The sequence below is a fragment of the Sphingobacterium litopenaei genome, assembly GCF_014692495.1.
GTDB lineage: Bacteria > Bacteroidota > Bacteroidia > Sphingobacteriales > Sphingobacteriaceae > Sphingobacterium > Sphingobacterium litopenaei.
Genome location: NZ_JACOIJ010000011.1, coordinates 83178 through 106335, shown reverse-complemented (window position 1 = coordinate 106335; position 23158 = coordinate 83178). Strand labels below are relative to the sequence as shown.

Sequence of the window (23158 nt, the reverse complement as noted above, 5' to 3'; positions counted from 1 at the left end):
CAAATTAGGAAAGTGACTAAAACAAAAGGAGCGTTTACTTCAGATCAAGCGTTATTAAAGTTAATTTATCTGGCAATACAAAACATAAGCAAAAAATGGACTATGCCAATTCGTAATTGGGGCTTGACAATGCAACAACTCCACCTTAAATTTGGTGAGAGAATGAAAGCCTTCGGCGGCTCTAAATAGATATAGGTCCGAAGGGGACCTATATCTATTTAGAGCTCAATGACACAGTTTGCTTTACACTTCCTTAAAGCTTAATTTAAGATACAAAAAAAGGAGTAGAAAATGCACTTTCCACTCCTTTTTTTTTGGCCCAATATAAAAGGGGACTTTTTCAGTGCCCTCCTTTAAAGCACTGCTATTTTTTTCCCTATTTTGTTAGGTGATTTTTCGGCTTATTTTTCTGCACCGGCAGATACATTTGCTTCTCCCATTGCAATTTCGGTTAATAGCTCATCTGTTTCTTTTTCCTCAGCTAAAATTTCTTTTAAAATAGCTGCAGCTTCTGAATGGCCCATCAAATCCGAAAAAGTTACTAAGCATCCGTATGATGCAATTTCGTAATGTTCTACTTTTTGTGCTGCTGTAATTAATGCGGCATCCAACACTTCAGGACTATCTTCAAATTCCTCAGCAATTTCGTCAGCCTCTTCTAATAGACCTTCCATTGCTTTACATTTTTTGCCACGAGCTGTAATTCCCAAATTACTGAAAACTTCTTTCAAGCGCTCAATTTGATTTTCTGTTTGTTGATAATGCGTATCAAAAGCTTCTTTTAATGTTTCGCTTTGTGCTGCTTTTGACATTTTTTTCAAACCTTTTAATAATTGTCTTTCTGCACCTAACATATCTTTTAGTCCGTCAACCAATAATTCATGTAAGTGTGCATTTTTCATTCCCTCTTGTTGTTTCGAAGTTGCCATAATTTTTATTTTTTTAATTGTGTTTACGCTACTAACCTCTGAAATTGAAATGAGTTTAGTTTTTAGGAAGAACAGGTATTTGTTTATTATCTCTACGTATTTGGTTCGTTAGATACCAGAATAAATACATACAATTTTAATATATGTGATTTACGGCTCAATAATTGTATAAAAAAATCCTAAATTAGATTATATTTGTATTTTTAAATCCTTGTTATGCGATACGATTTGCTTAGAGAAGTATTGACTCTCTTGGAGTCCTTTGAAACTTCCAATCATAATGATTCCTACCCTTTGAGTGGTGACGGATTTATGCAATGGATTATTGACACTAAATCAGATTCCATTTCATCAAATATAGAATGGGAAGGCAAAGCAAACGGTCGTTCCGTGGAAAGTGTCATCAGCACTTTATTAGTGCATATGAATAAATACGCAAAAAATTACTCCAAATCTGCTATTCACGAATCACAATTCTCTACGCAGGATGAATTTATTTATCTTATTACATTAAATTCGTTTGGCGCCATGTCTAAAACAGAACTTATTCGTCGCAATAAAATGGATAAGCCAACAGGAATGCAAATCATTAATCGCTTAATAAAATGTGGTTGGACGATTCAAATCGATTCTACTAAAGATAAGCGAAGTAAAATCTTAGAAATTACCGAAGAAGGAAAAACTTATCTAAATCACAAAATGGATGATATCCGTAAAGCAACTAAAATAGTGACAGCAGATCTTACCGAGAAAGAAAAATTAGAATTGGCTCGTCTGCTATCCAAAATGGACAAATTCCATCAAAAAATTTATAATCAAAATATTAGCCAGGAAGAATTGCTAAAACTAGCGTACGAAAACTATACTATTGCGAATAAGCATAATTAAACCACTATTTTAAATTTATTGTAAATCAATTCAAACTATTTTAATAAAAAATGGTTTATCTTATATAACACCTTGTTTTTAATAGTACAATTATATACTTTTATAAAACAAAAAGGTTTATTTTAAAACTAATGATCACCTCAAAACAAAATCATAAAAAAGTAGCAATTCTAGGAGCAGGATTTTCAGGTCTTTCTGCAGCATGTTATGCAGCAAAAAAAGGATATGAAGTTCAAGTTTTTGAAAAACATGCCATAGCTGGAGGAAGAGCACGTCAATTTACCACGTCAAATGGTTTTACCTTTGATATGGGACCAAGTTGGTATTGGATGCCTGATGTGTTCGAAGATTTTTTTAAAGATTTTGGATATAGAACTTCCGATTTTTACGAATTAAAATCCTTACATCCTCAATTTGAAATTATCTTCGAAAAAGATAAAGTTCAAATTCCCGAAAAATATGAGGATCTAAAAATCTTGTTTGAAAGTTTTGAGGGAGGTGCTGCCCAAAAGTTGGATACATTTATGTTAGCGGCAAAGCATAAGTATGAAGTGGGCATGAAACAATTTATCCATAAACCCTGCCACAGCTGGACTGAATTTGCTTCATTACAAATTCTTAAAAATGCGACAAAACTGGACTTGCTTAGCAATTTTGACGACTACGTAGCTAAATTCTTTCATGATCCTAAAATTAAAATGATAATGGAGTTTCCAGTTATTTTCTTGGGAGCTGCACCATCCAATATTCCTGCCTTATATAGTTTGATGAATTATGGTGGCTATGCATTGGGAACTTGGTATCCTATGGGCGGATTTTACGAGGTTATTAAAGCAATGCAAAAGGTAGCCGAGAATCTTGGTGTTAAGTTTCATTTTGAATCTGAAATAAATTCAATAAAAACTGTAGGGAATCAGGCACAAGCTATTCAGGTAAATGGCGAAGAACTCCTTTTTGACGAAGTAATAAGTTCAATCGATTACCACCACACTGAAAAACTTTTACCTATAGATAGAAGAAATTACGATGATAAATATTGGAATACTAGAACCTTTGCCCCTTCATGTTTAATTTTTTATTTAGGTGTAAAAGGAAAAATTGAAAATCTAAAACATCATACATTATTTTTTGAGCATGAACTAGATAATCATATTGATGATATCTATGTACACAAAAAATGGCCTGAAAAACCTTTGTTCTATGTCTGCTGTCCATCAAAAACTGATCCCTCAGTTGCTCCCGAAATGGATGAAAATTTATTCTTGTTGCTTCCTGTAGCAAACGATATTGAGGACAATGAAGAAATGAGAGACAAGTACTTTAAAGAGATGCTTGCCCGCATAGAGAAGCATACTGGAACTTCTAATTTAGAGAGCCGCATAATTTACAAAAAGAGTTATTGTGTCAACAATTTCAAAGAAGATTACAATGCCTACGGAGGAAATGCTTACGGGTTAGCCAACACGCTAAAGCAAACAGCTATCTTCAAACCAGCTATCCGAAATAAGAAATTAAAAAACTTACATTATACGGGTCAGTTGACTGTACCTGGACCTGGGGTACCTCCGTCAATTATATCAGGAAAAATAGTTGCAAACGAAATTTAATAAGCTAAGCTATGAAAACAATTTATGACAATCTAGCCTACCAGATTAGTAAATGTACGACACAAACGTACAGCACCTCATTTTCATTGGGTATCAAAGCATTAGACCACAAATTACGTCCAGCAATTTATGCAATTTATGGATTTGTGCGCTTAGCCGATGAGATAGTAGACAGCTTTCATGGATATGATCAAGCGACATTATTAAATCAATTAATCAGCGAAACAAATGAAGCGCTGGAAAAGAAGATTTCTATCAATCCTATTATTCAATGCTTCCAGGAGACAGTACACAAATACAGCATTGATAAAAAGTTAATCGATCAATTTTTACATAGCATGTCCATGGATTTGGATAAAGTAACGTACACCAAAGCAAACTATGATGAATATATCTTAGGTTCTGCTGAGGTGGTTGGCTTAATGTGCTTGCACGTTTTTGTAGAAGGAGATTTGAAAAAATATGAAGAATTAAAGCCTTTTGCAATGAAATTGGGAAGTGCTTTTCAAAAAATTAATTTCCTGCGTGATCTTAAAGACGATTATTATACATTAGGACGTTTTTATTTTCCTAATTTAGACTTCATTACCTTCAACGATGACACGAAAAGAATAATTGAAAAAGAAATTGAAGGCGAATTTAAAGAAGCACTTGTGGGGATTAAAATGCTACCTAATTCATCAAAATTTGGAGTCTATCTTGCCTATCGTTATTATTGGTCTTTATTCAAAAAAATTAGAGTAAAATCTAGTGGTGATATTTTACAAAAACGTACCAGCGTTCCAAATACGGAGAAAATGTATTTAATGATGGAATCCTACTGGAATTTGAAAATGGATAGAATATGAAGATAATTGTCTTATTTATTTTTTTAAAATCATTTTCTGCATTTAGCGAAGATAAATTCCAGCACTACAGAAAGAATTTAGCCTTAGCGCCAACTAATAAAGAAGTATGTTTTCTCATGATTAAAGACTTAGAAAACAAACCTTCAGACGCAAAGATATTAGGTTACTTAGGAGCATTTACGATGATCAAAGCAAACCATCAGATTAATCCGATTCAGAAATTATCTTCTTTCAATTCAGGAAAGAAACTACTAGAAAAAGCTATTCAGCAAAATTCTAGGGATGTGGAACTTCGATATATACGCTACGCGATACAATTATCTATTCCAAAATTCTTAGGATACAATGCTGAATTAGCAACAGATAAAAAGATGATGCACAACTATTTAGCAACAAGCGAAACTGCTTTACAAGCTGATATTAAAGAATTATTAAAAGTAAAATAACAATGAATATACTGACCGTAATTCTGACTTTTATTTTCATGGAACCGATTACCTGGTTCATTCACAAATACGTGATGCATGGATTCCTGTGGTCATTGCATAAAGATCACCACGATCATAGTCACGAAGGAGCATTTGAGAAAAATGACTATTTCTTCTTTATATTTTCCATTCCTGCTATCCTTCTTTTCTATTTCGGTAGTCGTGATGGTCTTACATTTCCGTTCTTCTTAGGATTAGGAATTACTTTATATGGAATAGCTTATTTCTTTGTACATGATATATTTATACATCAACGTATTAAAATACTAAGAGACACAAATTCTCCTTATCTATTAGCCATACGTCGCGCACATAAACAACATCACAAACATGTGCAAAAAGAAGATGGAGAGTGTTTTGGTTTTTTATTTGTGCCGATTAAGTACTTTAAAATCTACTTTAAAAATTCATGATAGCCTATACATATATATTAATTAACTTCTTGACGATTATTATCTGTTTCGTTTTTTCGTTTGACCAAAGAATCAGATTTGACCGTTATTTCAAACCATTTTTAATGGCAAGTGTCCTTGTTGCCATTCCGTTTATATTGTGGGACGTGTGGTTCACAGCACATGGTGTATGGTGGTTTAACAAGACATATACGCTGGGAATTGATCTTTTTAATCTTCCCTTGGAAGAATGTTTATTTTTTATCTGTATTCCCTTCAGCTGCGTATTCACCTATTATTGCCTTACCAAGTTTTTCAATTTAGACTGGGCAAATGGTTTTAATAATATTATTGTTTTCATCACAGTAATAGTTAGCGCTGTTGTGGCATTAAAATTTCACGACCGTACATACACCTTAGTGACAGCCATAGCCACAATTGCTACCATGGTTTATTTACATTTCATCAACAAAACGGAATGGATTGGAGAAGCTTCTTTAATTTATTTTATTTTGATGGCAGGATTCTTGCCCGTAAATGGTGTATTAACGGGTACAGGGTTAGAGTCACCAATTGTAAATTACAATTCAGAGGAATTCCTTAATATCCGAATAGGAACAATTCCTATTGAAGATGCAGTCTACGGATATGTAATGATTCTTTGGAATTTATTTTTCTTCAAAAAGTTCGCTGCGCGCACACAAGTAAAAGTGAAATCTTATGGGTAAAGAAAGAAATCATGTCGTCTTAGTCGACACACAAAATAAAGTTCTAGGGACCATGGACAAATATGAAGCACACATTAAAGGTGCTTTACATCGTGCCTTCTCCATATTCATCTTCAATGAAAAAGGCGAACTTCTATTACAACAGCGTGCTACTGGTAAGTATCATGGAGCTAACCTGTGGACAAATACTTGCTGTTCACATCAACAAATCAATGAAAACACATTGGATGCCGCAAAGGATAGATTGGCTTATGAGATGAATATGTCTGCAAATTTGGAAGAACTATTTACGTTTATCTACCATGCCAAAGTAGAAAATAACCTAATCGAACATGAACTTGATGTAGTGCTTTTTGGAATAAGCAACTCAGAACCACATCCAAATCCAGAAGAAGTACAAGCCTATAAATGGATCAATACAGAAAAACTGGAAAGTTGGATGAACAAACATCCCGAACAATTCACTTATTGGTTCAAAGATGTATGGCACCGTGTGAAAGATCATATGTTACAGACCATAGATATCGACTAAAAATAAAACAGACAATGTCAGAAATTTGTGAATTCCAAAAGTATAGAAAATAAAATTAAAAAGGCATTGAATAAATCAATGCCTTTTTACTTTTATTTTCACATAAGCTATTCACTTTGATCTTGAATATCTCCCATTTTCGGAAGATCACGTAAATCAAAAGGTGTTTCTTGATAAACATAATAGTTCAACCAATTGTTGAATAGTAAATTTGCGTGACTGGTCCAACGTACCACGGGCTCTTGCGAAGGATCATTATTTCTGTAATAGTTGTGAGGAAGTTTAATATCCGCACCTTTTTCCACATCGCGAACATATTCCTCATGCAAAGTATAAGGATTGTATTCCGAATGACCTGTCAAATAAAACTCACGTCCACCTCTTGAACTCAATATAGCAATACCTGCTTCTGGAGATTCAGAAAGAATACGTAGTCCTGCTTTTGACAATACGTCATCACGCTCGATCGTCGTGTGTCGGCTATGTGGAATATAGAATTCATCGTCAAATCCTCTGAATAATGGATGTTTTTTATCAGAAGCAGCATGTTGAAATACGCCAAACAATTTATTTTCCAATGGCACTTTTTCTACACCATAGAAGTGATACAATGCAGCTTGAGAAGCCCAACAAATATATAAGGATGATGTGACATGCGTACGCGCCCAATCAAAAATTTTGACTAGCTCATTCCAGTAATTAACTTCTTCAAAAGGAAGCATTTCTACTGGAGCTCCCGTTACTATCAAACCATCATAAAACTGTTCGGAAACTTCATCAAAGTTTTTATAGAACATTTCCAAATGTTCTTGAGGTGTATTTTTGGAAACATGCGTTTCTAAACGCAAGAATTCCATTTCTACCTGCAAAGGATTATTTGACAGCAAACGTATAAAATCTGTTTCTGTTGAAATTTTAAGAGGCATCAGATTCAACACAAGTAAGCGCAACGGTCTAATATCTTGTTCGTTGGCGCGCAAACTACTCATGACAAAAATATTCTCACGTTTTAACAGTTCTATCGCTGGCAAATTATCGGGTATCTTTACTGGCATCTTATTCTTTTCCTCCTACTGTTTAGGTCTTATACTATCTAAAAAATCTCTGTCCGAGAATTGAGCTGCCAAATTACAACTTATACTTGTTTATAAAAAATTACAAGCTATTTTTTTAATAATATGATTTCTAGTAAACTTTAAAATTTTACAAAAAGTTAATTTGTTCCTCCGTACTTTCTTCTTAGCTTCGCACTAACGAAAATTCTACACTATGCGCTCTTATACCAAGATATTAGCATTACTGGTTGTAGCAAGTACATTTACATATTGCCGCACACCACAATATTCCCTCCAACAGGAGAAAATAAACTACAAAGTCGATAACAGTATTGCTGAAGACACGGCAATCGTCAACTATTACATTCCATTCAAACATAAGCTGGAAAACGAAATGAATCGTGTGATTGGTTATACAGAATATAGCCTTACACGCAGCCGTTCGCAAGTTGAGACTTCTGCCGGTAATTTTTTTACCGATGCATTATTGGAAATCGGGAAGTTACAAGATCCTAACGCACAAGTAGCTTTGGCTACTAAAGGCGGAATCCGCGCTGATATCAAACAAGGAAATGTAACTGTAGGCAATGTGTTTGAGTTAATGCCCTTTGAAAATGCAGTGACAATCCTAGAAATATCCGGTGAAGATATGAATACCTTATTGCATTTTATTGCTAAAACTGAAGGTCAACCTGTATCGGGTTTGAAAATGGATATTAAAGCCGGTAAACCGATAAATGTCTTTATTGCCAATCAGCCCTTTGATATCGACAAAACCTACAAACTTGTAACCTACGATTACCTAGCCAATGGGGGTGATTATATGGAAGGATTAAACAATCCTATCAAGCGTACTGATACTGGAATCATTGTACGAAAAGGCTTGATAGATTATATAGAGAAATTAACAAAAGAGGGTAAAACCATAAATACACAAATAGATGGAAGAATTAAAGTCATTAAATAGAAGAAATTTCTTAAGAAATTTAAGTGTTCTAGGTGGTGCATTAGCTGTGAGCCAACTTCCACAATTTGTTCAGGGAAGACCATCAAAAGAAATTAAAATCACCGTCTTACATACAAACGATGTACACAGTCGAATTGAGCCTTTTCCCATGGACGGTTCTCGTCTTCAAGGCTTAGGCGGTGTGGCAAGGCGCAGTACATTGATTCGTAAAATCCGTGAGGAAGAGAAAAATGTACTCTTATTTGACGCGGGAGATATGTTTCAAGGTACTCCTTATTTTAATTTGTTTGACGGAGAAGTTGAATTAACTTTAATGTCCAAATTAAAATACGACGCAGGTACTTTTGGAAATCATGAATTTGATAACGGTATAGCAGGAATTCTAAAACATTTTGATAAAGCAAAATTTCCTTTCCTCACAGCTAATTACGACTTTTCGCAAACTGCATTAGCGGGTAAAACCAAAGACTATGTTATTTTTGAGCGAGAAGGAATCAAAATAGGTGTTTTTGGACTTGGCGTGGACATTGAAGGCTTAGTCGACAAGAAAAACTATGCAGGAATGCGTTATTTAGATCCTATCGCTGTAGCGAACAAGATTGTCCCCACGTTAAAAAGCAAACACAAATGTGATATTGTTATTTGTCTTTCGCACTTAGGTTATACCTATGAAGAGGATAAAGTATCGGATTTACGTTTGGCGGCAGCTACCAAAGACATTGACTTAATCATCGGCGGTCACACACACACCTTATTAGAAAAGCCAACTGAGGTAAAAAATGCAGCAGGCAAAATTACAATAGTAAATCAAGCTGCAACAGGCGGAGCTGTCTTAGGACGTATTGATTTTATTTTCAATCCTAAGACCAAAGAAAAGAAAATTGCATATAACAATTATTTATTGAACCAAGATTTAGCGTAATAATAAGTAAAAATTCAAAAGTAAAAAGGATAATTTTATTGCTTTTACATCAATTCTAAAAGGTATCATTTTATAATATTAAAATTAGAAACTACATAAAAAATTAAAGTAAATTAGTTTTGAAGTCTATTTTTCAAGTATATATAAATTCTTACAAGGGACTATCACCTGCTGCATGGTTGTTGGCACTTGTCATGTTGATAAACCGGACAGGCTCGATGGTTATTCCTTTTCTTGGGATGTATATGTCCTCAGAATTAGGCTTCTCCAAAACACAGATTGGATTAGTATTGGGTTGTTTCGGTCTTGGTTCAGTATGTGGCTCATGGTTCGGGGGCTGGCTAACAGATAGATTTGGAAGTTTCAAAGTGCAGGCTATGAGCCAGATTGCTGTTATTCCATTATTCTTGATTTTACCAGGTTTTAGAACATTTGAGACTTTAGCTCCAATGATTTTTTTACTAACTATGGTAGCTGATATTTTCAGACCAGCCAACTCGGTATCTGTAGCACGTTATGCGAAGCCTGAAAATATTACTAGAGCCTATTCTTTAAACCGAATGGCGGTTAATTTAGGTTTTTCCATAGGTCCGGCATTGGGCGGATTCTTAGCTTCAATTTCTTACAATTGGATTTTCTATGGTAATGCACTAGGTGCGGCAGTAGCTGTATTCGTTTTTATTTATTTCTTCAGAAATCGCACTCAAAATCAAGCGCCAATTAAGGCAGAAGAGACTAAACCCAAACCAAAAGAGCGCAACGCGTATACGGACGGACTCTTCGTCATATTCAACATTTTATGTTGTATATTCTCGATGGGATTTTTGCAATTGCTAAGCACACTTCCTTTATTCTACAAAGACGTTTATGCATTAGATGCTGGACAGATTGGGTTATTGTTGGGATTTAGTGGCTTCGTTATTGTAATATTCGAAATGGTATTGGTTCATTTCGTAGAACATCGTTTTTCAGTGCGACAAGTAATGGTTTGGGGAACAGCTATCACCGCCCTATCCTATTTTATGCTAAATGTAGATTTTGGTATTATTTGGTTGTATATGGCGATGTTTATCCTTTCGACAGGCGAAATGTTGACCTTACCCTTTATGGCTACCATTTCCATCAAAAGAGCAGGATTGCATAATCAAGGGGCTTATATGGGATTTAATTCTTTAGCTTTTGCGGCAGCCAATATATTTTCACCTTATTGCGGTACTTACTTAGCTGAACATTTTGGGTACAGTGTATTATGGACAGTAGCGGGTACGACTTTACTTACCGCTTCTTTAGGATTTTATTGGATAATCAGCCGAATGAAAGTTTAATTGGCGATATAGCTCAGATAAAAAGACATAACCTATTAAATACGTTAATAGCTAGGTTTGGAGCTTCCTTCATGAATGACAATGAGCGTTAAAAAAATCTTATCCTACATTACGTTCATAGGGAACGCGTGTCAGAATAGAACGACCCAAAGTAATCTCATCTACGTATTCTAATTCCCCTCCGAAAGCAATACCACGAGCAATGGTGCTTACCTGCACATTAAATTCTTTCAATTTTCGGTACAAGTAAAATATCGTAGTATCGCCTTCCATCGTCGCAGATAAGGCTAAAATTACTTCTTTGACATCTCCAGCACGAAGACGCTGTAACAATCCTTCAATTTTCAAATCAGAAGGTCCTACACCGTCCATAGGAGAAATCAATCCACCTAAGACATGGTACACACCTTGATATTGGTTTGTATTTTCTATCGCCATCACATCACGTGTATCCTCGACCACACAGATGGTAGATTTATCACGCTTCACAGAAAGACATATTTCACAGACTTCATCGTCTGAGATATTATAACATTCTTTGCAATATTGAATTTTTTCCTTTAAAAGATTCAACGACTGGGTAAAACGAGTTACTTCCGCGTCCTGTTGCTTCAAAAGGTGCAACACCAAACGCAAAGCTGTCTTCTTCCCTACTCCAGGCAGACGACCAAACTCCTCCACAGCATTTTCTAATAGTTTAGATGAAAAATTCATTGTACAAAGGTAACTATTTTTTCTGTCAGACAAGTATCAAGATATACGCAAACGAACGACGAGTATGGAACAAAATTTGTAATATTACTGCGATGAAACCGACAATTGAAATTGAATATTGCCCCAAATGTGGCTGGCTTTTGCGCGCTACTTATATGGCTCAAGAATTATTAACTACCTTCCAAGAAGAAGTCTATGGCGTCACATTAATACCTTCTGAAGTGGCAGGACGTTTTCAGATTCGTACGAGCGACCAAATTATTTTTGATCGTAAACGCGAAGATGGTTTTAAAGACATAAAAATAATTAAGCAGCTGGTTCGTAACCAGATTTGTCCAGACAAAAGTCTGGGACATTCTGATAGAAAGGCTTAAATTATTATAGAAAAATAAAAATTGTCGCACCATTTTCATCCAGAGAAATTGGTTAAAATTATTATATTGCAATTATCAGATAGAGAGAATTATTATGACGGGAGAAAACAGAATTAGAAATTCATTCGCCAACAAAACCTGGCAAGAAATAAAAGTAAAAGACTCTTGGCAGATTTTCAAAATCATGTCGGAGTTTGTAGATGGCTTTGAAAAATTAGCTAAAATCGGACCTTGTGTCTCAATTTTTGGATCTGCTCGTACTCCAGAAGACCACAAATATTACCAAATGACCGTAAAAATTGCGAGTCTTCTAGCCGAAAAAGGTTATGGAGTAATTTCAGGTGGTGGCCCCGGTATTATGGAAGCTGCTAACCGTGGTGCACATGGTGTAGGTGGTAAATCCGTAGGTCTTAACATCGAATTACCTTTTGAGCAATTCCACAACAAATACATTGACCGCGATAAACTATTGGAGTTTAATTACTTCTTTGTACGCAAGGTCATGTTTATGAAATATTCACAGGGATATATCGTGATGCCCGGAGGATTTGGAACGATGGATGAGTTATTCGAGGCGATTACATTGATTCAAACAGGTAAAATTGCGCGTTTCCCTATCGTATTGGTCGGATCTGATTATTGGGGAGGTTTGTTGGAATGGGTAGAAAAAACGATGCTTACCAACGCTTACATTTCAGAAGAAGACTTGAAACTTTACAGAATCGTTGACACCGCCGAAGATGCAGTTGAACATATCTTCAGATTCTACGACAAGTATTTATTGAAACCAAACTTCTAGAATTTACAGCAATCTTACTTCATAAAAAATGCTTCCAAAATTGGAAGCATTTTTTGTTTGTGCTATGAAATTAAAATTGAAAGTACTAGATTTCATGATAACGATTAGCACGTCTGAATGTACCTAAGTCGTTGAAACGTACACCATGTTTGCGCATAATCTCATGTGCCTTCTTGTGTGCAATATGACGGATATAAAAAGTCTCATTAACTACAAAATGATGTATCGCATGGGTCCATCCAAAGAAAAAACAAAACAATTGAAATGGATAAGTCCACCATACTGTCAATACCTGTGTTTGCTCAATGACATTACCTTGCTCCACATCACCAAAATAATGCAGATTGGAAGTGATAAAATGCAAACAGAATTGACGTAATAAATTTGGCAATAAGACAATATAAATAATAGGATTACACCAGGTCAGTATATTTTTAATAGCATCAGGCATTACCCAATTCAGCTGATATTTATCATGTAAGAAATCTAAAAAGATATCCGTAAAGAATACATACAAAATTACGTGAGACAATATGGTAAAGGGAATTAACCCAAATACACCACTTAATTTCAGTTTTTTAGCCGTTTGGAATTTCAGGTTACCTTTATCTACTTCACGTTTAATATCGCTAAATAATCCTACGACACGCAATAGATTACCAATTACCAAATCTGGTGTAAATAACAACCTTTTCAAAGACCATTTTTCGCCATTGGTTACCCCTCTCTCTTCCACATCATGTGGAGTTCCAGAAAACTTATGGTGATGATAATGTAATACCCTTCTAAACCATGGATTTAATGTCAATGGACGCACTAACCAGACAAACAACAACATAATATTGTGTACAATCCGGTTATTTTTGAAATAGATAAAATGAATAAGATCATGCTCCAGCTCATGCAATACCCCAAATAAAAAGGCATTTCCTAATATCAAAGCCCAAGCTGGAATCATATCCACGTACCACAGATAACCCAAACCAGCACTAAAAAGAAGGCAGCTGATAAATATGGAAAAGCCGATAAAATTTTGATATCTAAGAACAGGATATTTTGCTTTTAATGTTTTATATGAAGCAATAATTTCCTTTTTAATAATATTTGTTTTCTGTTGATGTGTCACCCCAAATCAAAGTTGATGTATACAAAACTACCTAATAAAACTCACAACATCTTCATATTAACGTAACATAAACGTAGAATGTCCTCATATAATAAGTTTAAGGCAGTTTACACCAGTTATTATTAATCGGCTAGCCCAAAAGTCCAAAGAAGCGCCTTCTCCTTTGTTGCTCTAAAGATGGTGTTATGCTTTTCTTTTGGTTCATCCGAGTAATGCCATTTCAGCTTTTTAACAGTATTTGCCTTCAAAATCTGTGCAAGTTCATTCGTGTGGATAGAAATATCTTCCGCACTTGAACCAGCAAACCACAAATCTGTTGAGTCGGCTAGATCAGAAAGTGAAGTTGCATTTCGATTTAAAAAATGATTATTCCACCACAAAGAGGGATCAAAAGCAATATAGTGAGTAAATAAAGTAGGTTCTGTAAAAAATGTTTCCATCACAAAAAGACCTGCTAAGGATTCTCCAATTATACCTCTTTCTGCACGGGTGCGGTATCTTTTATCGATCTCTGGAATTAATTCTTGCTTTATAAAAGCTCTAAATTTCTCCGATCCTCCCACAACTGTAGCTACTTCTTTGTCTTTTTCTACTTCAGTTTTGGGGGTAAGATCACGTCTTCTAATCGTATTTTCAATACCTACTAGAATTAAAGGCCTTATCTTTCCTTCATTTATCAACTTTTCTAACGTATTGGCGATGTGTGGAAAATCCTCCTTGACACCTCCATCCGCCATATATAATACAGTCAAAGAGTCTGTACTCTGTTTATAGATTTCAGGCAACCATATATTAATTACCCGATTTTCATTTAAAAGATTAGACGATATTGTTAGGCTATCGTGTACAGGAATGGGGTCTGAATCTGTATTTTGGACCGAACGACAACCACATATAAAAATCGAAAAATAAATAATCAAATATTGTACTCTCATAGATCGATAAATTCAAATTAAAGATAATCAAAAGCTTGATAATATCTGCACTTGATTTTCAGACACCCAGTTTTAAAAAATATTTTTCAATCGAAAATAATTTTATCTAAAAGAAAACAACAACTCCAATACGTTGTTTAAACGTATACTATTATAATCAACTTAATCACTACCTAAAACCAAAAATTATGAGACATGGGCATGCTTATCAGAATGTCGTACCATTTTTATCCAAGTATTTTGATAAAGGAAAATTTGGTCGAATTTTTTCCAACCTACCAGCTTTTGCTCCAGATACCCCAAAAGTTCGGTTCGCCCTCGTAGATATGGGCAAAAAAGGCGGCATAATGGACGCTAAAGACGATTTAACAAAACCATCTGTGGAATTGATTATCGATCCCGAATTACAAATCAATAATCCGAATGCACCAAGCATAACTGTAGGAATGACATTGTGGGACATCTCTGTGGTTCTTTGAGTGCCATATCAATTTACCCCAAGCTTCGTTGAAGTTTGAAGCTTGGGTGCTAATTTTTATGATAAGAAATTATATTTTCTTCAACAAGGGCATGCCAAATCCTGGACTTGCTGGAGGAACCAATTGTCCTTTTACAATTTTATATCCAGTAAGGTCCACGTCGTCAGAAAAGCTAGTAACACCCTCTATAGTCACGGTATTACCTAGACCGCCAGCGAGATGTGAAATATAATGTGTTTTGAGTAATGATCCCCAGGCATGGGGTGAAGATAGAGCGCCCATTTGTTTCAATCGAGGCATCAATTTTCGCCAATAGGTAAATCCTAACTCTTCAATATCCGTGAGATGCACATCTATAAGTTTTTTATCCAAAAGCTCCATTATAAAGTTTTGATCCGCATCTGCTTCTCCATCGGCTAATAATGTTTTTATACCTTCCTTATTTAGCCATTCTCGGAAATATGTGTATTCAGCTACGGTTTCATGAAAAGGTTCTTCAATCCAAAATAGATTAACACCAGAAATTCCTTGCATATATTGAATAAATTCATCCACTGCAAATCCATTATTGCCATCCACTAAAATTTCGCAATCAGGAAATGCTTGAGCTATCTTTTTGGTAACCTCAATATCTCGATTCAAACCTTCTCTAAAAGACATCCAACGATTGCCTCGCCCTATTTTAACTTTGAATTGACGGTAGCCAAAATCATAGTCTTGTTTACAATTCTCCAATACTTTATCTATTCCACTCGGATTTTGTGCAGGTTCTAAATCATCGAAATAAATCATTCCCGAATAATATTTCGTAAGAATTGGCTTTTGTTGGCCTAAAAGAGCATACACTGGTTTGTGTAAAATTACTCCAGCCAAATCGTGGAGTGCCGCATCAAAAGGAATAAATTTTGAATCGGAAATACCCACATTGACTGCAAAAAGTTCACTAACCTTTTTTCCGATGATTTCTTTTGCCAAATCCTGTGCTCCACGTATAGAACCACGCAATGATGCCCACCCCATTGCACCTTTATCTGTTTCAAGAATACAAATATCAATTCGAGGTCCATAACCATGAATGTCCAACCGCGCATTCTTACCTACTAAACGTGGGTATTGCATTCGTACATTCGAAAGTTTTATATTCTGAATACGATGATAGGATAAGTCAGAATCTTGTGAAGCATTTATTAAAATAGTTTTAGCATTCAAGTCAGAGTTCAATAAGATCGAAGATGCTATACCTAAATTTAATGTTTGAATAAAATTTCTTCGTTTCATAGGAAAAAAGGATAGTTTGTTTAAAATTAGATATTTATGCTATAGTAATTTGTACAGGAATGGTTCAGATTTATACCAAATTGTCTCATTCTGTTTAGAATTTATACAGCCACTTCTCCCTGATTAATTATAAAGCCTTAAACACAAAAAAGCGACAATTTCTTGCCGCTCTTTCACACTAATTATTTAATAAAAATACGTTACGGTAGTAATACTTTATCAATCACATGTACTACACCATTTGTAGCCATCATATTCATTCCTGTAATCTGTGCACCAGTAGAATTATTATTTCCTTTTATGCTCGCTCCAGTACCCAATTGAACAGCTAATGTGCCACCATTTACAGTAGTTAATGTTTGTCCGTTTGTTAGATCTGATGAAAATGCACGAGCTGACAACACGTGATAGGTCAAAATATTCGCTAATGTATTTGGATCCGCAGCCTGAATAGCAGCTATGGTTGCGAAACCAGCATCAATGAAAGCTTGGTTTGTAGGTGCAAAAACTGTATAAGGCCCCGCTCCCGTTAGTACTTGGGCGACATTGGTAGAACCTTGACTCGCACGTAGAACTGCTGCTACCAGATAAGATAAATTTTGATTTCCTTGAGCCACATCTACAATATTACCAGGAGCTGGCATCAGTACACGCTCGATAGCATGAATAACACCATTACTTGCATTAATATCAGCTTGGGTAACTTTCCATCCATTTACAAAAACCCCATTATTATTTTTTGTTACATATATGTCTTTACCATTTGCAGTTTTCACTGCATTGGTTCCTGTCTGAATGCTCGCTGCATTTACTCTACTGCTAAGTGTATGGTAAAGTAAAATATCTTTTACTTGATCTGCAGAAAGACTTTCTAAAACAGAAGAGGTAATACCCGAATTCGTGAAAGACTCATTTTCTGGTGCAAATACTGTAAATGGTCCATTACCACTCAGTGTGGTAGCTACATTACCTTTTAATACCGCAGCTTCTAAAGTTGAAAAATTTGGAGAGCTAACCACGAGATCCACAATGGTATTAGTCGGTGTTACTGTTGTATCATCATCCGAACAAGACACTGCTAAGGTGGATACCCCAAGTAAAAAGGCCGAAAAACATTTTTTGGTAGAATTTAATGTAAGTTTCATAAAATAAATTGTTAAAGTTTAATAGTACATATATAAACAATCAAAATTTAAAATAGTTTATTTTTATACTAATTTTTATTGAATTAGTTTTTTATTCTACCTAATTAAAAATTGTAAAAAGTAAATTCTATTCAGCACTCTTATCATTTAACGCCTTATTTAATTATATCACAGAATTGTACTAGATTTGTACAAGCACATTTATACTTCTAATTGTGTTATTCTAAACCATCTATCTTGTGAAAAGTGAATTCATCAAATTCTAAACTATTTAATGAGGAGAATTATCTGCTTGAGCGTTTAGCTCAGTTGGATGAGGATGCTTTTGAATATGTTTTTGAAAAGTACTATCCAAGATTGTGTCTTTACGCATCGAGTTTCGGCACTGACCAAACGCTTGCAGAAGATATTGCCAAAGAGGCATTTATTAAAATCTGGAAAAGCGATAAAAATTATAAGTCCTTAGAACATCTAAAAAACTCTTTATACCAAAGCACTAAACAAGTTGCGCTGAATAAACAGCTTGCTTTAAAACGTTCTATTCAGCGCGAAGAATATTTTTTTGATAATCAGGAGCAATACGAAGATTCTCCGCTACATCAAATAATTCATGCAGAAGTAATGGGAGAATTGTATGCTGCCATACAAAAATTACCAGAACAAGCGAAAATGGTCGTTATACTTTCTTATTTGGAAGGAAAAACTAATCAAGAAATAGCAGATGAAATGCAAATTTCATTACAAACTGTTAAAAATTACAAATTAAGAGCCATCAAACAACTTCGAAGCATCCTAACACCCGAAACCTATCTAATATTTTTATCGGTTTATAAAATTTTTGAAAAATTTTCATTGGGATGAGTACTTTTTCAATTTAGTGTGGTATTAAGGCTAAAATCAATACGCGAATATGCACCTAAATAAAGAAGAAGCTCCAAGAATAAGTTTTCTTATACGCAAAAAAATCAATGATAATCTTACTGCTTTTGAAGCCGAAGAACTTGCTTCTTGGGTTTCAGCCTCTTCGCGTAATGAAGAATTGTATCAGCAATGTTTAGATAAGGGCGATCAAAAAAAAGCTTTTGAATATTTAGAAAAAATCCATGTAGCCTCTGCTTGGAAAGACGTAAAGGAACAACTGAATAATACCGAAAGACAAATTGAAAAACCAAAAATTGGACGTTTATTCGCATATATAGCTGCTGCTTGCCTTCTTGTTTTTGGTTCCATAACTTTAATTACTCAATGGTATCAAAAAATCGATAATCAAGATATCGCAAACTCGCCCATCGATTACAAACCTGCAAACAACCAAGCTACGATAAAACTTTCTAATGGAAAGTCTTATACGCTGGATAATAATCAAGAGTCTGTATCAATCAATTCAACTTCTATCGCCTATAGTAATGGACAAGAGATTACTTCTACAGATGATATTACTTCCGCTGAAATCCATACACCTCGTGGCGGATATTATAAAATTATCCTTCCAGATGGAACAAAAGCACAACTGAATGCAGCGAGTTCTTTGTCCTACCCTCTTACTTTTTCTGGTAATAAACGGGAAGTCTCCATTACTGGAGAAGTATATTTTGAAGTCACACCTAATAAAAAACAACCTTTTGTTGTTCAATCTAAACAACAAGAAATTGAAGTGCTGGGAACCACTTTCAATATAAATGCATACGAAGCAAATTCGGGTACGAAAACCACATTGGTAGAAGGAAAAGTAAAAGTAATACCTAAAACTAATAAAACTTTGCTACCTACAATTCTTCAGCCCGGACAACAAAGTGTGATCACTACAAATAAAGTATTCCTGCAAGAAATTGATTCCAAAAGCGAAATCGCTTGGATTAATGGGAAATTCAATTTTGATGGCAAGAAGCTGAAAGAGGTGATGCAAGAATTATCGCGCTGGTACGATATTGATGTTATTATAGATCATGATGTACCTAATATTGAATTTTTCGGCGGAACATTCCGAAACAACAATTTATCTACTATTCTAACGCTACTTGAACACAACGATATTACCTATACTTTATCAACAGATAAAAAACTTTTTATCAAAAAACTAATCAAGAAATAATTATGAAAGGAGGACTTATTAGAATATATAAATAATATAAAAAAGCAGAGAAATGCTGCCACATTTCCCCGCTCAAAATCGGTTCAGTATATACTGAGCTTGACTATGTGTAAGTAACAGAACTCTAACTAAACCTTAACAAATTTAATGAATTTAAATTACTTATTACGAGTGATAAAACTAACCACGTTACTGTATTTTATAGCTTTCTTACAAATCAGTTTGGCTTCTAATGCACAGACTATTACCCATACTTCCAAAAGAGAATCTTTGGAGAAAATTCTGCAGATTATTAAGTCGCAGACTCAATTTGAGGTGTTGGGAACTAAGAGTATGCTGGAGGGTAGCCAGCTCATATCTATTGAGGCTAGAAATATGCCTCTCGAAACATACTTACAAAAAGTGTTTGAAAAGCAACCTGTAAGTTTCAAAATAGTAGATCATACGATCGTTCTAACGAAAAAAGAAAGTCGAAGAACAACGGAGTTGTATAGAAATACGGAGGAGGTTCAACAATCTCGTATTGTGATAAAAATCACCAATCAGAACAAAGAACCAATAGCAGGTGCTACCATCTCTTCTTCAACAACTAACCTAGGTAACACAAACGAAAACGGTGTTTTTCAACTAGATAAAGCTCCTTCAGACGGAATCATAGTAGTAAGAATGCTGGGTTATGAAACCTTAAGAATCAAATTATCTGATGATAAATTTGAATATACGCTTGCGCTTAAAGAAGAAGTAAGCAATGTGAGTGAAGTAATCGTGACGGGCTATCAGGCTATCAACAAAAACTCTTTCACGGGTACTGCTATTTCTAAATCTGGAGAAGAATTAAGACAAGTGAATCCTCAAAATGTGTTGCAAGCTATACAGGTTTTTGATCCATCCTTCAAATTATTAGATAATAATCTTCTTGGATCTAATCCCAATGCAATGCCTAATATCACGATACGTGGTACATCTTCCTTACCTACTGGCAACAATGAGATATTGCGTCGCGATAATATTACGACAAATACCAATATGCCCGCTTTCATCTTAGATGGGTACGAAATCAGCGTGACTAAAGTGTTGGATTTGGACATGACACGTATTGAATCTGTAACGCTACTGAAAGATGCTGCTGCTACAGCCATTTATGGTTCTAGAGCTGCTAATGGCGTCGTGGTCATCACCACGAAAGCACCAAAAGATGGACAGTTAAGACTAAGCTATTCACACGAGACACACGTAAATGCTCCTGATCTAACGGATTACAAACTCCTAAATGCTGCAGAAAAATTGGAGTACGAAAGACTTGCTGGTCTTTACAGCAATGAAAACCAAAACATTTCGCAGATTGAATTGGATAAGTTATACTACAACAAACTTAAAAATGTTGTAGGAGGCGTAAACACGGATTGGATATCACAACCTGTACGTACAGCCATAGGTCAAAAACATGCTATTTATCTTGAAGGTGGTGCTTCAACGTTTCGTTATGGTATAGATTTACGCTATCAAACTAGACCTGGAGTTATGAAAGAATCTTCGAGAAACCAATATTCGGGAGGCGTAAACCTAAGTTATAACCTAAAGAACAAACTCAGATTTCAAAATGAATTAACCATCACCATGGTGAATGCGTTGGAATCACCATATGGTAGTTTTGCGAATTATGCGCGAATGAATCCCTATTATCGGATGACCGATGACAACGGAAACATTCTTCAGCAAGTTGGTGGTTGGGATAGATTTTACAGTAATGGTGCTTCGGAAAAAGAAAATGTATTGAATCCTTTGTACAACGCCACATTAAGCAATTTTGACAAGTCTAAGTATTCTGAAATCATGAACAATTTTGCGATAGATTATGAAATTGTTTCGGGCTTACGATTGAGAGGGCAATTGAGTCTCTTGAAAAGAATGAATCTTTACGATTACTTTTTGTCTCCAAAATCAAATGAATTCTACAACTACCCTACTTCGCAGACTGACGAAAAAGGAAGTTACACCAGTGGCAACAATGATGAAATGTATTGGGATGGAAATATCCGCGTGAATTACATGAAAAGTCTAGGTAAAAACTACATCAATGTCGTAGCTGGATCAAATATACGCAGCGATTTTTCTGACTATCGTTCATTCACTGCACATGGATTCGCAAATGATAGATTCAGCAGCATTGGATTCTCCAAAGGCTATCTTGAAAATGCCAAGCCATATAGTAGTCTGGAACAATCTAGGCTTATAGGTGCATTTTTAAGTACAAACTATTCTTACGACAACCGATATTTAATTGATGCAACAGTTCGTGCTGACGGTTCTTCTAAATTTGGGTCGAACAATAGAGTTGCACCATTCTGGTCTACTGGTATTGGATGGAATACACATAATGAAGAATGGTTTAATACGGACGTAGTATCCCTTTTGCGTTTTAGAGCAACCACAGGTATGACGGGAGCTGTTCAATTTTCTCCATACATGTCTCGTACTACATATAACTATGATCAAAATAACTGGTATTCATCCGGAATTGGAGCTATCGTAAACAATTATGGTAACGAAAATCTGGGATGGCAAAAAACAAGATCTACAGATCTTGGTATAGATGCTGGATTTTGGAAAGATAGAATTACCCTTTCGGCTAGATATTATTACAAACTGACAAAAGACATTCTAGCGGATATCAATATTGCCCCATCAACAGGATTTGTCTCTTACAAAGAGAATTTGGGTGATATGGAAAACAAAGGTATCGAAGTTAATTTCAATGCTTTTGCGGTAAAAAATTCCGATTGGACGGTGAGCTTTATGGCTAATATCGTTCGCAATGAGAATAAAATTGTGAAAATATCGAATGCACTTAAAAGCTACAACGACCGTGTCGATGAAGCACAAGGAGGCAGCGATTTAATGGGTGTTCCATTATTGCGATACAACGAAGGCCAGTCAGTAGACGCTATATATGCCGTTCCTTCGCTGGGTATAGATCCAGAAAATGGTCGGGAAATTTTCAGAAAGAAAGACGGTTCATTAACTTACAATTGGGATGCAAAAGATATTGCAGTAGTTGCGGTAGCTACACCAAAAGCAGAAGGATTTTTAGGAGCAACAGTACGATATAAACAATTCTCTGCAGTAACATACGTACAAGTACGCGTAGGAGGTAAATCTTACAATCAAACTTTAGTAGATCGTGTGGAAAATGCTGACCCTCGCTACAATGTGGATTACAGAGTATTAGCAGACAAATGGAAACAACCAGGCGATCGCTCTTTTTACAAAAGCATTAGTGATTTGGGGCAAACACGTGTTTCTTCAAGATTCATCATGGATGATAATCTAGTAAATTTGCAATCCTTGTTTTTGTCGTATGACGCTAACCCTGAATTTGCACAGAAGTTGAGACTTTCTAATCTAAGAATTAGTGCTACTACAAATGATTTATTAAGATGGTCATCTATTCAGCAAGAAAGAGGTATTTCTTATCCATTTGCACGTAGTGTGAGTTTGGCTTTACAAGCATCATTTTAACCGAATAAATATTTGA

General features: G+C 35.2%; 23 protein-coding genes and 1 pseudogene. 17 read left to right on the top strand and 7 right to left on the bottom strand.

Annotated elements, in window-relative coordinates:
* A pseudogene (locus H8B04_RS07945) lies at positions 1-189 on the top strand (IS256 family transposase); the annotation flags it as partial.
* A gap of 212 nt (positions 190-401) precedes the next feature.
* On the opposite strand, the gene H8B04_RS07940 reads toward H8B04_RS07945, so the two are convergent.
* Positions 402-929, bottom strand: coding sequence for a YciE/YciF ferroxidase family protein (locus H8B04_RS07940; RefSeq protein WP_190302002.1), 528 nt, complete (start codon positions 927-929; stop codon positions 402-404).
* Between the two features lie 216 nt (positions 930-1145).
* Here H8B04_RS07940 and H8B04_RS07935 point away from each other — a divergent pair, with 216 nt between their 5' ends.
* From H8B04_RS07935 to idi, 7 genes are all read left to right on the top strand, one after another.
* A complete protein-coding gene (locus H8B04_RS07935; protein WP_165291935.1) occupies positions 1146-1817 on the top strand; it encodes a MarR family winged helix-turn-helix transcriptional regulator in 672 nt (223 codons plus the stop codon).
* 131 nt (positions 1818-1948) lie between these two features.
* Entirely contained in the window at positions 1949-3424 is a 1476-nt protein-coding gene (locus H8B04_RS07930; protein WP_190302001.1) for a phytoene desaturase family protein, read from the top strand.
* A gap of 11 nt (positions 3425-3435) precedes the next feature.
* Entirely contained in the window at positions 3436-4272 is an 837-nt protein-coding gene (locus H8B04_RS07925; protein ID WP_165291937.1) for a phytoene/squalene synthase family protein, read from the top strand.
* Entirely contained in the window at positions 4269-4718 is a 450-nt protein-coding gene (locus H8B04_RS07920) for a hypothetical protein (RefSeq protein ID WP_190302000.1), read from the top strand. Before H8B04_RS07925 ends, H8B04_RS07920 begins: the two co-directional genes overlap by 4 nt.
* A 38-nt stretch (positions 4719-4756) precedes the next feature.
* Positions 4757-5173 carry a sterol desaturase family protein gene (locus H8B04_RS07915; protein ID WP_394354877.1) on the top strand — a complete coding sequence of 139 codons (417 nt, stop codon included), beginning with the start codon at positions 4757-4759 and terminating at the stop codon, positions 5171-5173.
* Positions 5170-5880, top strand: a complete 711-nt coding sequence (locus H8B04_RS07910) for a lycopene cyclase domain-containing protein (RefSeq protein ID WP_190301998.1) — start codon at positions 5170-5172, stop codon at positions 5878-5880. Before H8B04_RS07915 ends, H8B04_RS07910 begins: the two co-directional genes overlap by 4 nt.
* Entirely contained in the window at positions 5873-6412 is a 540-nt protein-coding gene (idi, locus tag H8B04_RS07905; protein WP_165291941.1) for an isopentenyl-diphosphate Delta-isomerase, read from the top strand. Before H8B04_RS07910 ends, idi begins: the two co-directional genes overlap by 8 nt.
* Before the next feature lie 107 nt (positions 6413-6519).
* Here idi and metA read toward each other — a convergent pair whose 3' ends face one another.
* Positions 6520-7467, bottom strand: coding sequence for a homoserine O-acetyltransferase MetA (gene metA, locus H8B04_RS07900; protein ID WP_165291942.1), 948 nt, complete (start codon positions 7465-7467; stop codon positions 6520-6522).
* Between the two features lie 214 nt (positions 7468-7681).
* Here metA and H8B04_RS07895 point away from each other — a divergent pair, with 214 nt between their 5' ends.
* The 3 genes from H8B04_RS07895 (at position 7682) to H8B04_RS07885 (ending at position 10681) form a co-directional block, all read left to right on the top strand.
* Positions 7682-8434, top strand: a complete 753-nt coding sequence (locus tag H8B04_RS07895) for a 5'-nucleotidase C-terminal domain-containing protein (RefSeq protein WP_190301997.1) — start codon at positions 7682-7684, stop codon at positions 8432-8434.
* Complete coding sequence (locus H8B04_RS07890) at positions 8409-9356, top strand: bifunctional metallophosphatase/5'-nucleotidase (protein ID WP_165291944.1); 948 nt, start codon at positions 8409-8411, stop codon at positions 9354-9356. Before H8B04_RS07895 ends, H8B04_RS07890 begins: the two co-directional genes overlap by 26 nt.
* 119 nt (positions 9357-9475) lie before the next feature.
* Positions 9476-10681 carry an MFS transporter gene (locus H8B04_RS07885; protein WP_190301996.1) on the top strand — a complete coding sequence of 402 codons (1206 nt, stop codon included), beginning with the start codon at positions 9476-9478 and terminating at the stop codon, positions 10679-10681.
* A 99-nt stretch (positions 10682-10780) separates the two neighbouring features.
* On the opposite strand, the gene recR is transcribed toward H8B04_RS07885, so the two are convergent.
* Positions 10781-11395 (bottom strand): recombination mediator RecR, encoded by a 615-nt coding sequence (gene recR / locus H8B04_RS07880; protein ID WP_165291946.1) that lies wholly within the window; start codon positions 11393-11395, stop codon positions 10781-10783.
* Between the two features lie 92 nt (positions 11396-11487).
* On the opposite strand from recR, the gene H8B04_RS07875 reads away from it, so the two are divergent.
* The gene (locus tag H8B04_RS07875; protein WP_190301995.1) at positions 11488-11769 is read left to right on the top strand and encodes a SelT/SelW/SelH family protein; all 282 of its coding nucleotides are present in this window, start codon (positions 11488-11490) and stop codon (positions 11767-11769) included.
* Between the two features lie 94 nt (positions 11770-11863).
* Positions 11864-12568 (top strand): LOG family protein, encoded by a 705-nt coding sequence (locus H8B04_RS07870; RefSeq protein WP_165291947.1) that lies wholly within the window; start codon positions 11864-11866, stop codon positions 12566-12568.
* A gap of 85 nt (positions 12569-12653) precedes the next feature.
* Here the strand turns inward: H8B04_RS07870 and H8B04_RS07865 are convergent, their stop codons facing one another.
* Positions 12654-13694, bottom strand: a complete 1041-nt coding sequence (locus tag H8B04_RS07865) for a fatty acid desaturase (protein ID WP_190301994.1) — start codon at positions 13692-13694, stop codon at positions 12654-12656.
* 122 nt (positions 13695-13816) lie between these two features.
* On the bottom strand, positions 13817-14629 hold the full coding sequence (locus H8B04_RS07860) for an alpha/beta hydrolase (protein WP_165291949.1): 813 nt from the start codon (positions 14627-14629) through the stop codon (positions 13817-13819).
* Between the two features lie 188 nt (positions 14630-14817).
* Between H8B04_RS07860 and H8B04_RS07855 the strand changes: the two genes are divergently transcribed.
* On the top strand, positions 14818-15108 hold the full coding sequence (locus H8B04_RS07855) for a hypothetical protein (protein ID WP_165291950.1): 291 nt from the start codon (positions 14818-14820) through the stop codon (positions 15106-15108).
* A gap of 69 nt (positions 15109-15177) precedes the next feature.
* On the opposite strand, the gene H8B04_RS07850 is transcribed toward H8B04_RS07855, so the two are convergent.
* Positions 15178-16386, bottom strand: a complete 1209-nt coding sequence (locus tag H8B04_RS07850; protein WP_165291951.1) for a mandelate racemase/muconate lactonizing enzyme family protein — start codon at positions 16384-16386, stop codon at positions 15178-15180.
* A gap of 200 nt (positions 16387-16586) precedes the next feature.
* A complete protein-coding gene (locus H8B04_RS07845) occupies positions 16587-17531 on the bottom strand; it encodes a fasciclin domain-containing protein (protein ID WP_190301993.1) in 945 nt (314 codons plus the stop codon).
* 246 nt (positions 17532-17777) lie between these two features.
* Here H8B04_RS07845 and H8B04_RS07840 point away from each other — a divergent pair, with 246 nt between their 5' ends.
* The 3 genes from H8B04_RS07840 (at position 17778) to H8B04_RS07830 (ending at position 23142) form a co-directional block, all read left to right on the top strand.
* Positions 17778-18392: an RNA polymerase sigma factor gene (locus tag H8B04_RS07840; protein WP_190301992.1), complete on the top strand. Its 615-nt coding sequence runs from the start codon at positions 17778-17780 to the stop codon at positions 18390-18392.
* Positions 18393-18441: 49 nt separating this feature from the next.
* Positions 18442-19623, top strand: coding sequence for a FecR family protein (locus H8B04_RS07835; protein ID WP_190301991.1), 1182 nt, complete (start codon positions 18442-18444; stop codon positions 19621-19623).
* A 147-nt stretch (positions 19624-19770) separates the two neighbouring features.
* Positions 19771-23142, top strand: coding sequence for a SusC/RagA family TonB-linked outer membrane protein (locus H8B04_RS07830; RefSeq protein WP_223815326.1), 3372 nt, complete (start codon positions 19771-19773; stop codon positions 23140-23142).
* The last annotated feature ends 16 nt before the right edge of the window (positions 23143-23158 follow it).

Coding starts and splice junctions, on each gene's coding strand:
- H8B04_RS07940 (WP_190302002.1), bottom strand. CDS start 929: ATGGCAACTTCGAAACAACAAGAGGGAATGAAAAATGCACACTTACAT.
- H8B04_RS07935 (WP_165291935.1), top strand. CDS start 1,146: ATGCGATACGATTTGCTTAGAGAAGTATTGACTCTCTTGGAGTCCTTT.
- H8B04_RS07930 (WP_190302001.1), top strand. CDS start 1,949: ATGATCACCTCAAAACAAAATCATAAAAAAGTAGCAATTCTAGGAGCA.
- H8B04_RS07925 (WP_165291937.1), top strand. CDS start 3,436: ATGAAAACAATTTATGACAATCTAGCCTACCAGATTAGTAAATGTACG.
- H8B04_RS07920 (WP_190302000.1), top strand. CDS start 4,269: ATGAAGATAATTGTCTTATTTATTTTTTTAAAATCATTTTCTGCATTT.
- H8B04_RS07915 (WP_394354877.1), top strand. CDS start 4,757: ATGGAACCGATTACCTGGTTCATTCACAAATACGTGATGCATGGATTC.
- H8B04_RS07910 (WP_190301998.1), top strand. CDS start 5,170: ATGATAGCCTATACATATATATTAATTAACTTCTTGACGATTATTATC.
- idi (WP_165291941.1), top strand. CDS start 5,873: ATGGGTAAAGAAAGAAATCATGTCGTCTTAGTCGACACACAAAATAAA.
- metA (WP_165291942.1), bottom strand. CDS start 7,467: ATGCCAGTAAAGATACCCGATAATTTGCCAGCGATAGAACTGTTAAAA.
- H8B04_RS07895 (WP_190301997.1), top strand. CDS start 7,682: ATGCGCTCTTATACCAAGATATTAGCATTACTGGTTGTAGCAAGTACA.
- H8B04_RS07890 (WP_165291944.1), top strand. CDS start 8,409: ATGGAAGAATTAAAGTCATTAAATAGAAGAAATTTCTTAAGAAATTTA.
- recR (WP_165291946.1), bottom strand. CDS start 11,395: ATGAATTTTTCATCTAAACTATTAGAAAATGCTGTGGAGGAGTTTGGT.
- H8B04_RS07875 (WP_190301995.1), top strand. CDS start 11,488: ATGAAACCGACAATTGAAATTGAATATTGCCCCAAATGTGGCTGGCTT.
- H8B04_RS07870 (WP_165291947.1), top strand. CDS start 11,864: ATGACGGGAGAAAACAGAATTAGAAATTCATTCGCCAACAAAACCTGG.
- H8B04_RS07860 (WP_165291949.1), bottom strand. CDS start 14,629: ATGAGAGTACAATATTTGATTATTTATTTTTCGATTTTTATATGTGGT.
- H8B04_RS07855 (WP_165291950.1), top strand. CDS start 14,818: ATGAGACATGGGCATGCTTATCAGAATGTCGTACCATTTTTATCCAAG.
- H8B04_RS07850 (WP_165291951.1), bottom strand. CDS start 16,386: ATGAAACGAAGAAATTTTATTCAAACATTAAATTTAGGTATAGCATCT.
- H8B04_RS07845 (WP_190301993.1), bottom strand. CDS start 17,531: ATGAAACTTACATTAAATTCTACCAAAAAATGTTTTTCGGCCTTTTTA.
- H8B04_RS07835 (WP_190301991.1), top strand. CDS start 18,442: ATGCACCTAAATAAAGAAGAAGCTCCAAGAATAAGTTTTCTTATACGC.
- H8B04_RS07830 (WP_223815326.1), top strand. CDS start 19,771: ATGAATTTAAATTACTTATTACGAGTGATAAAACTAACCACGTTACTG.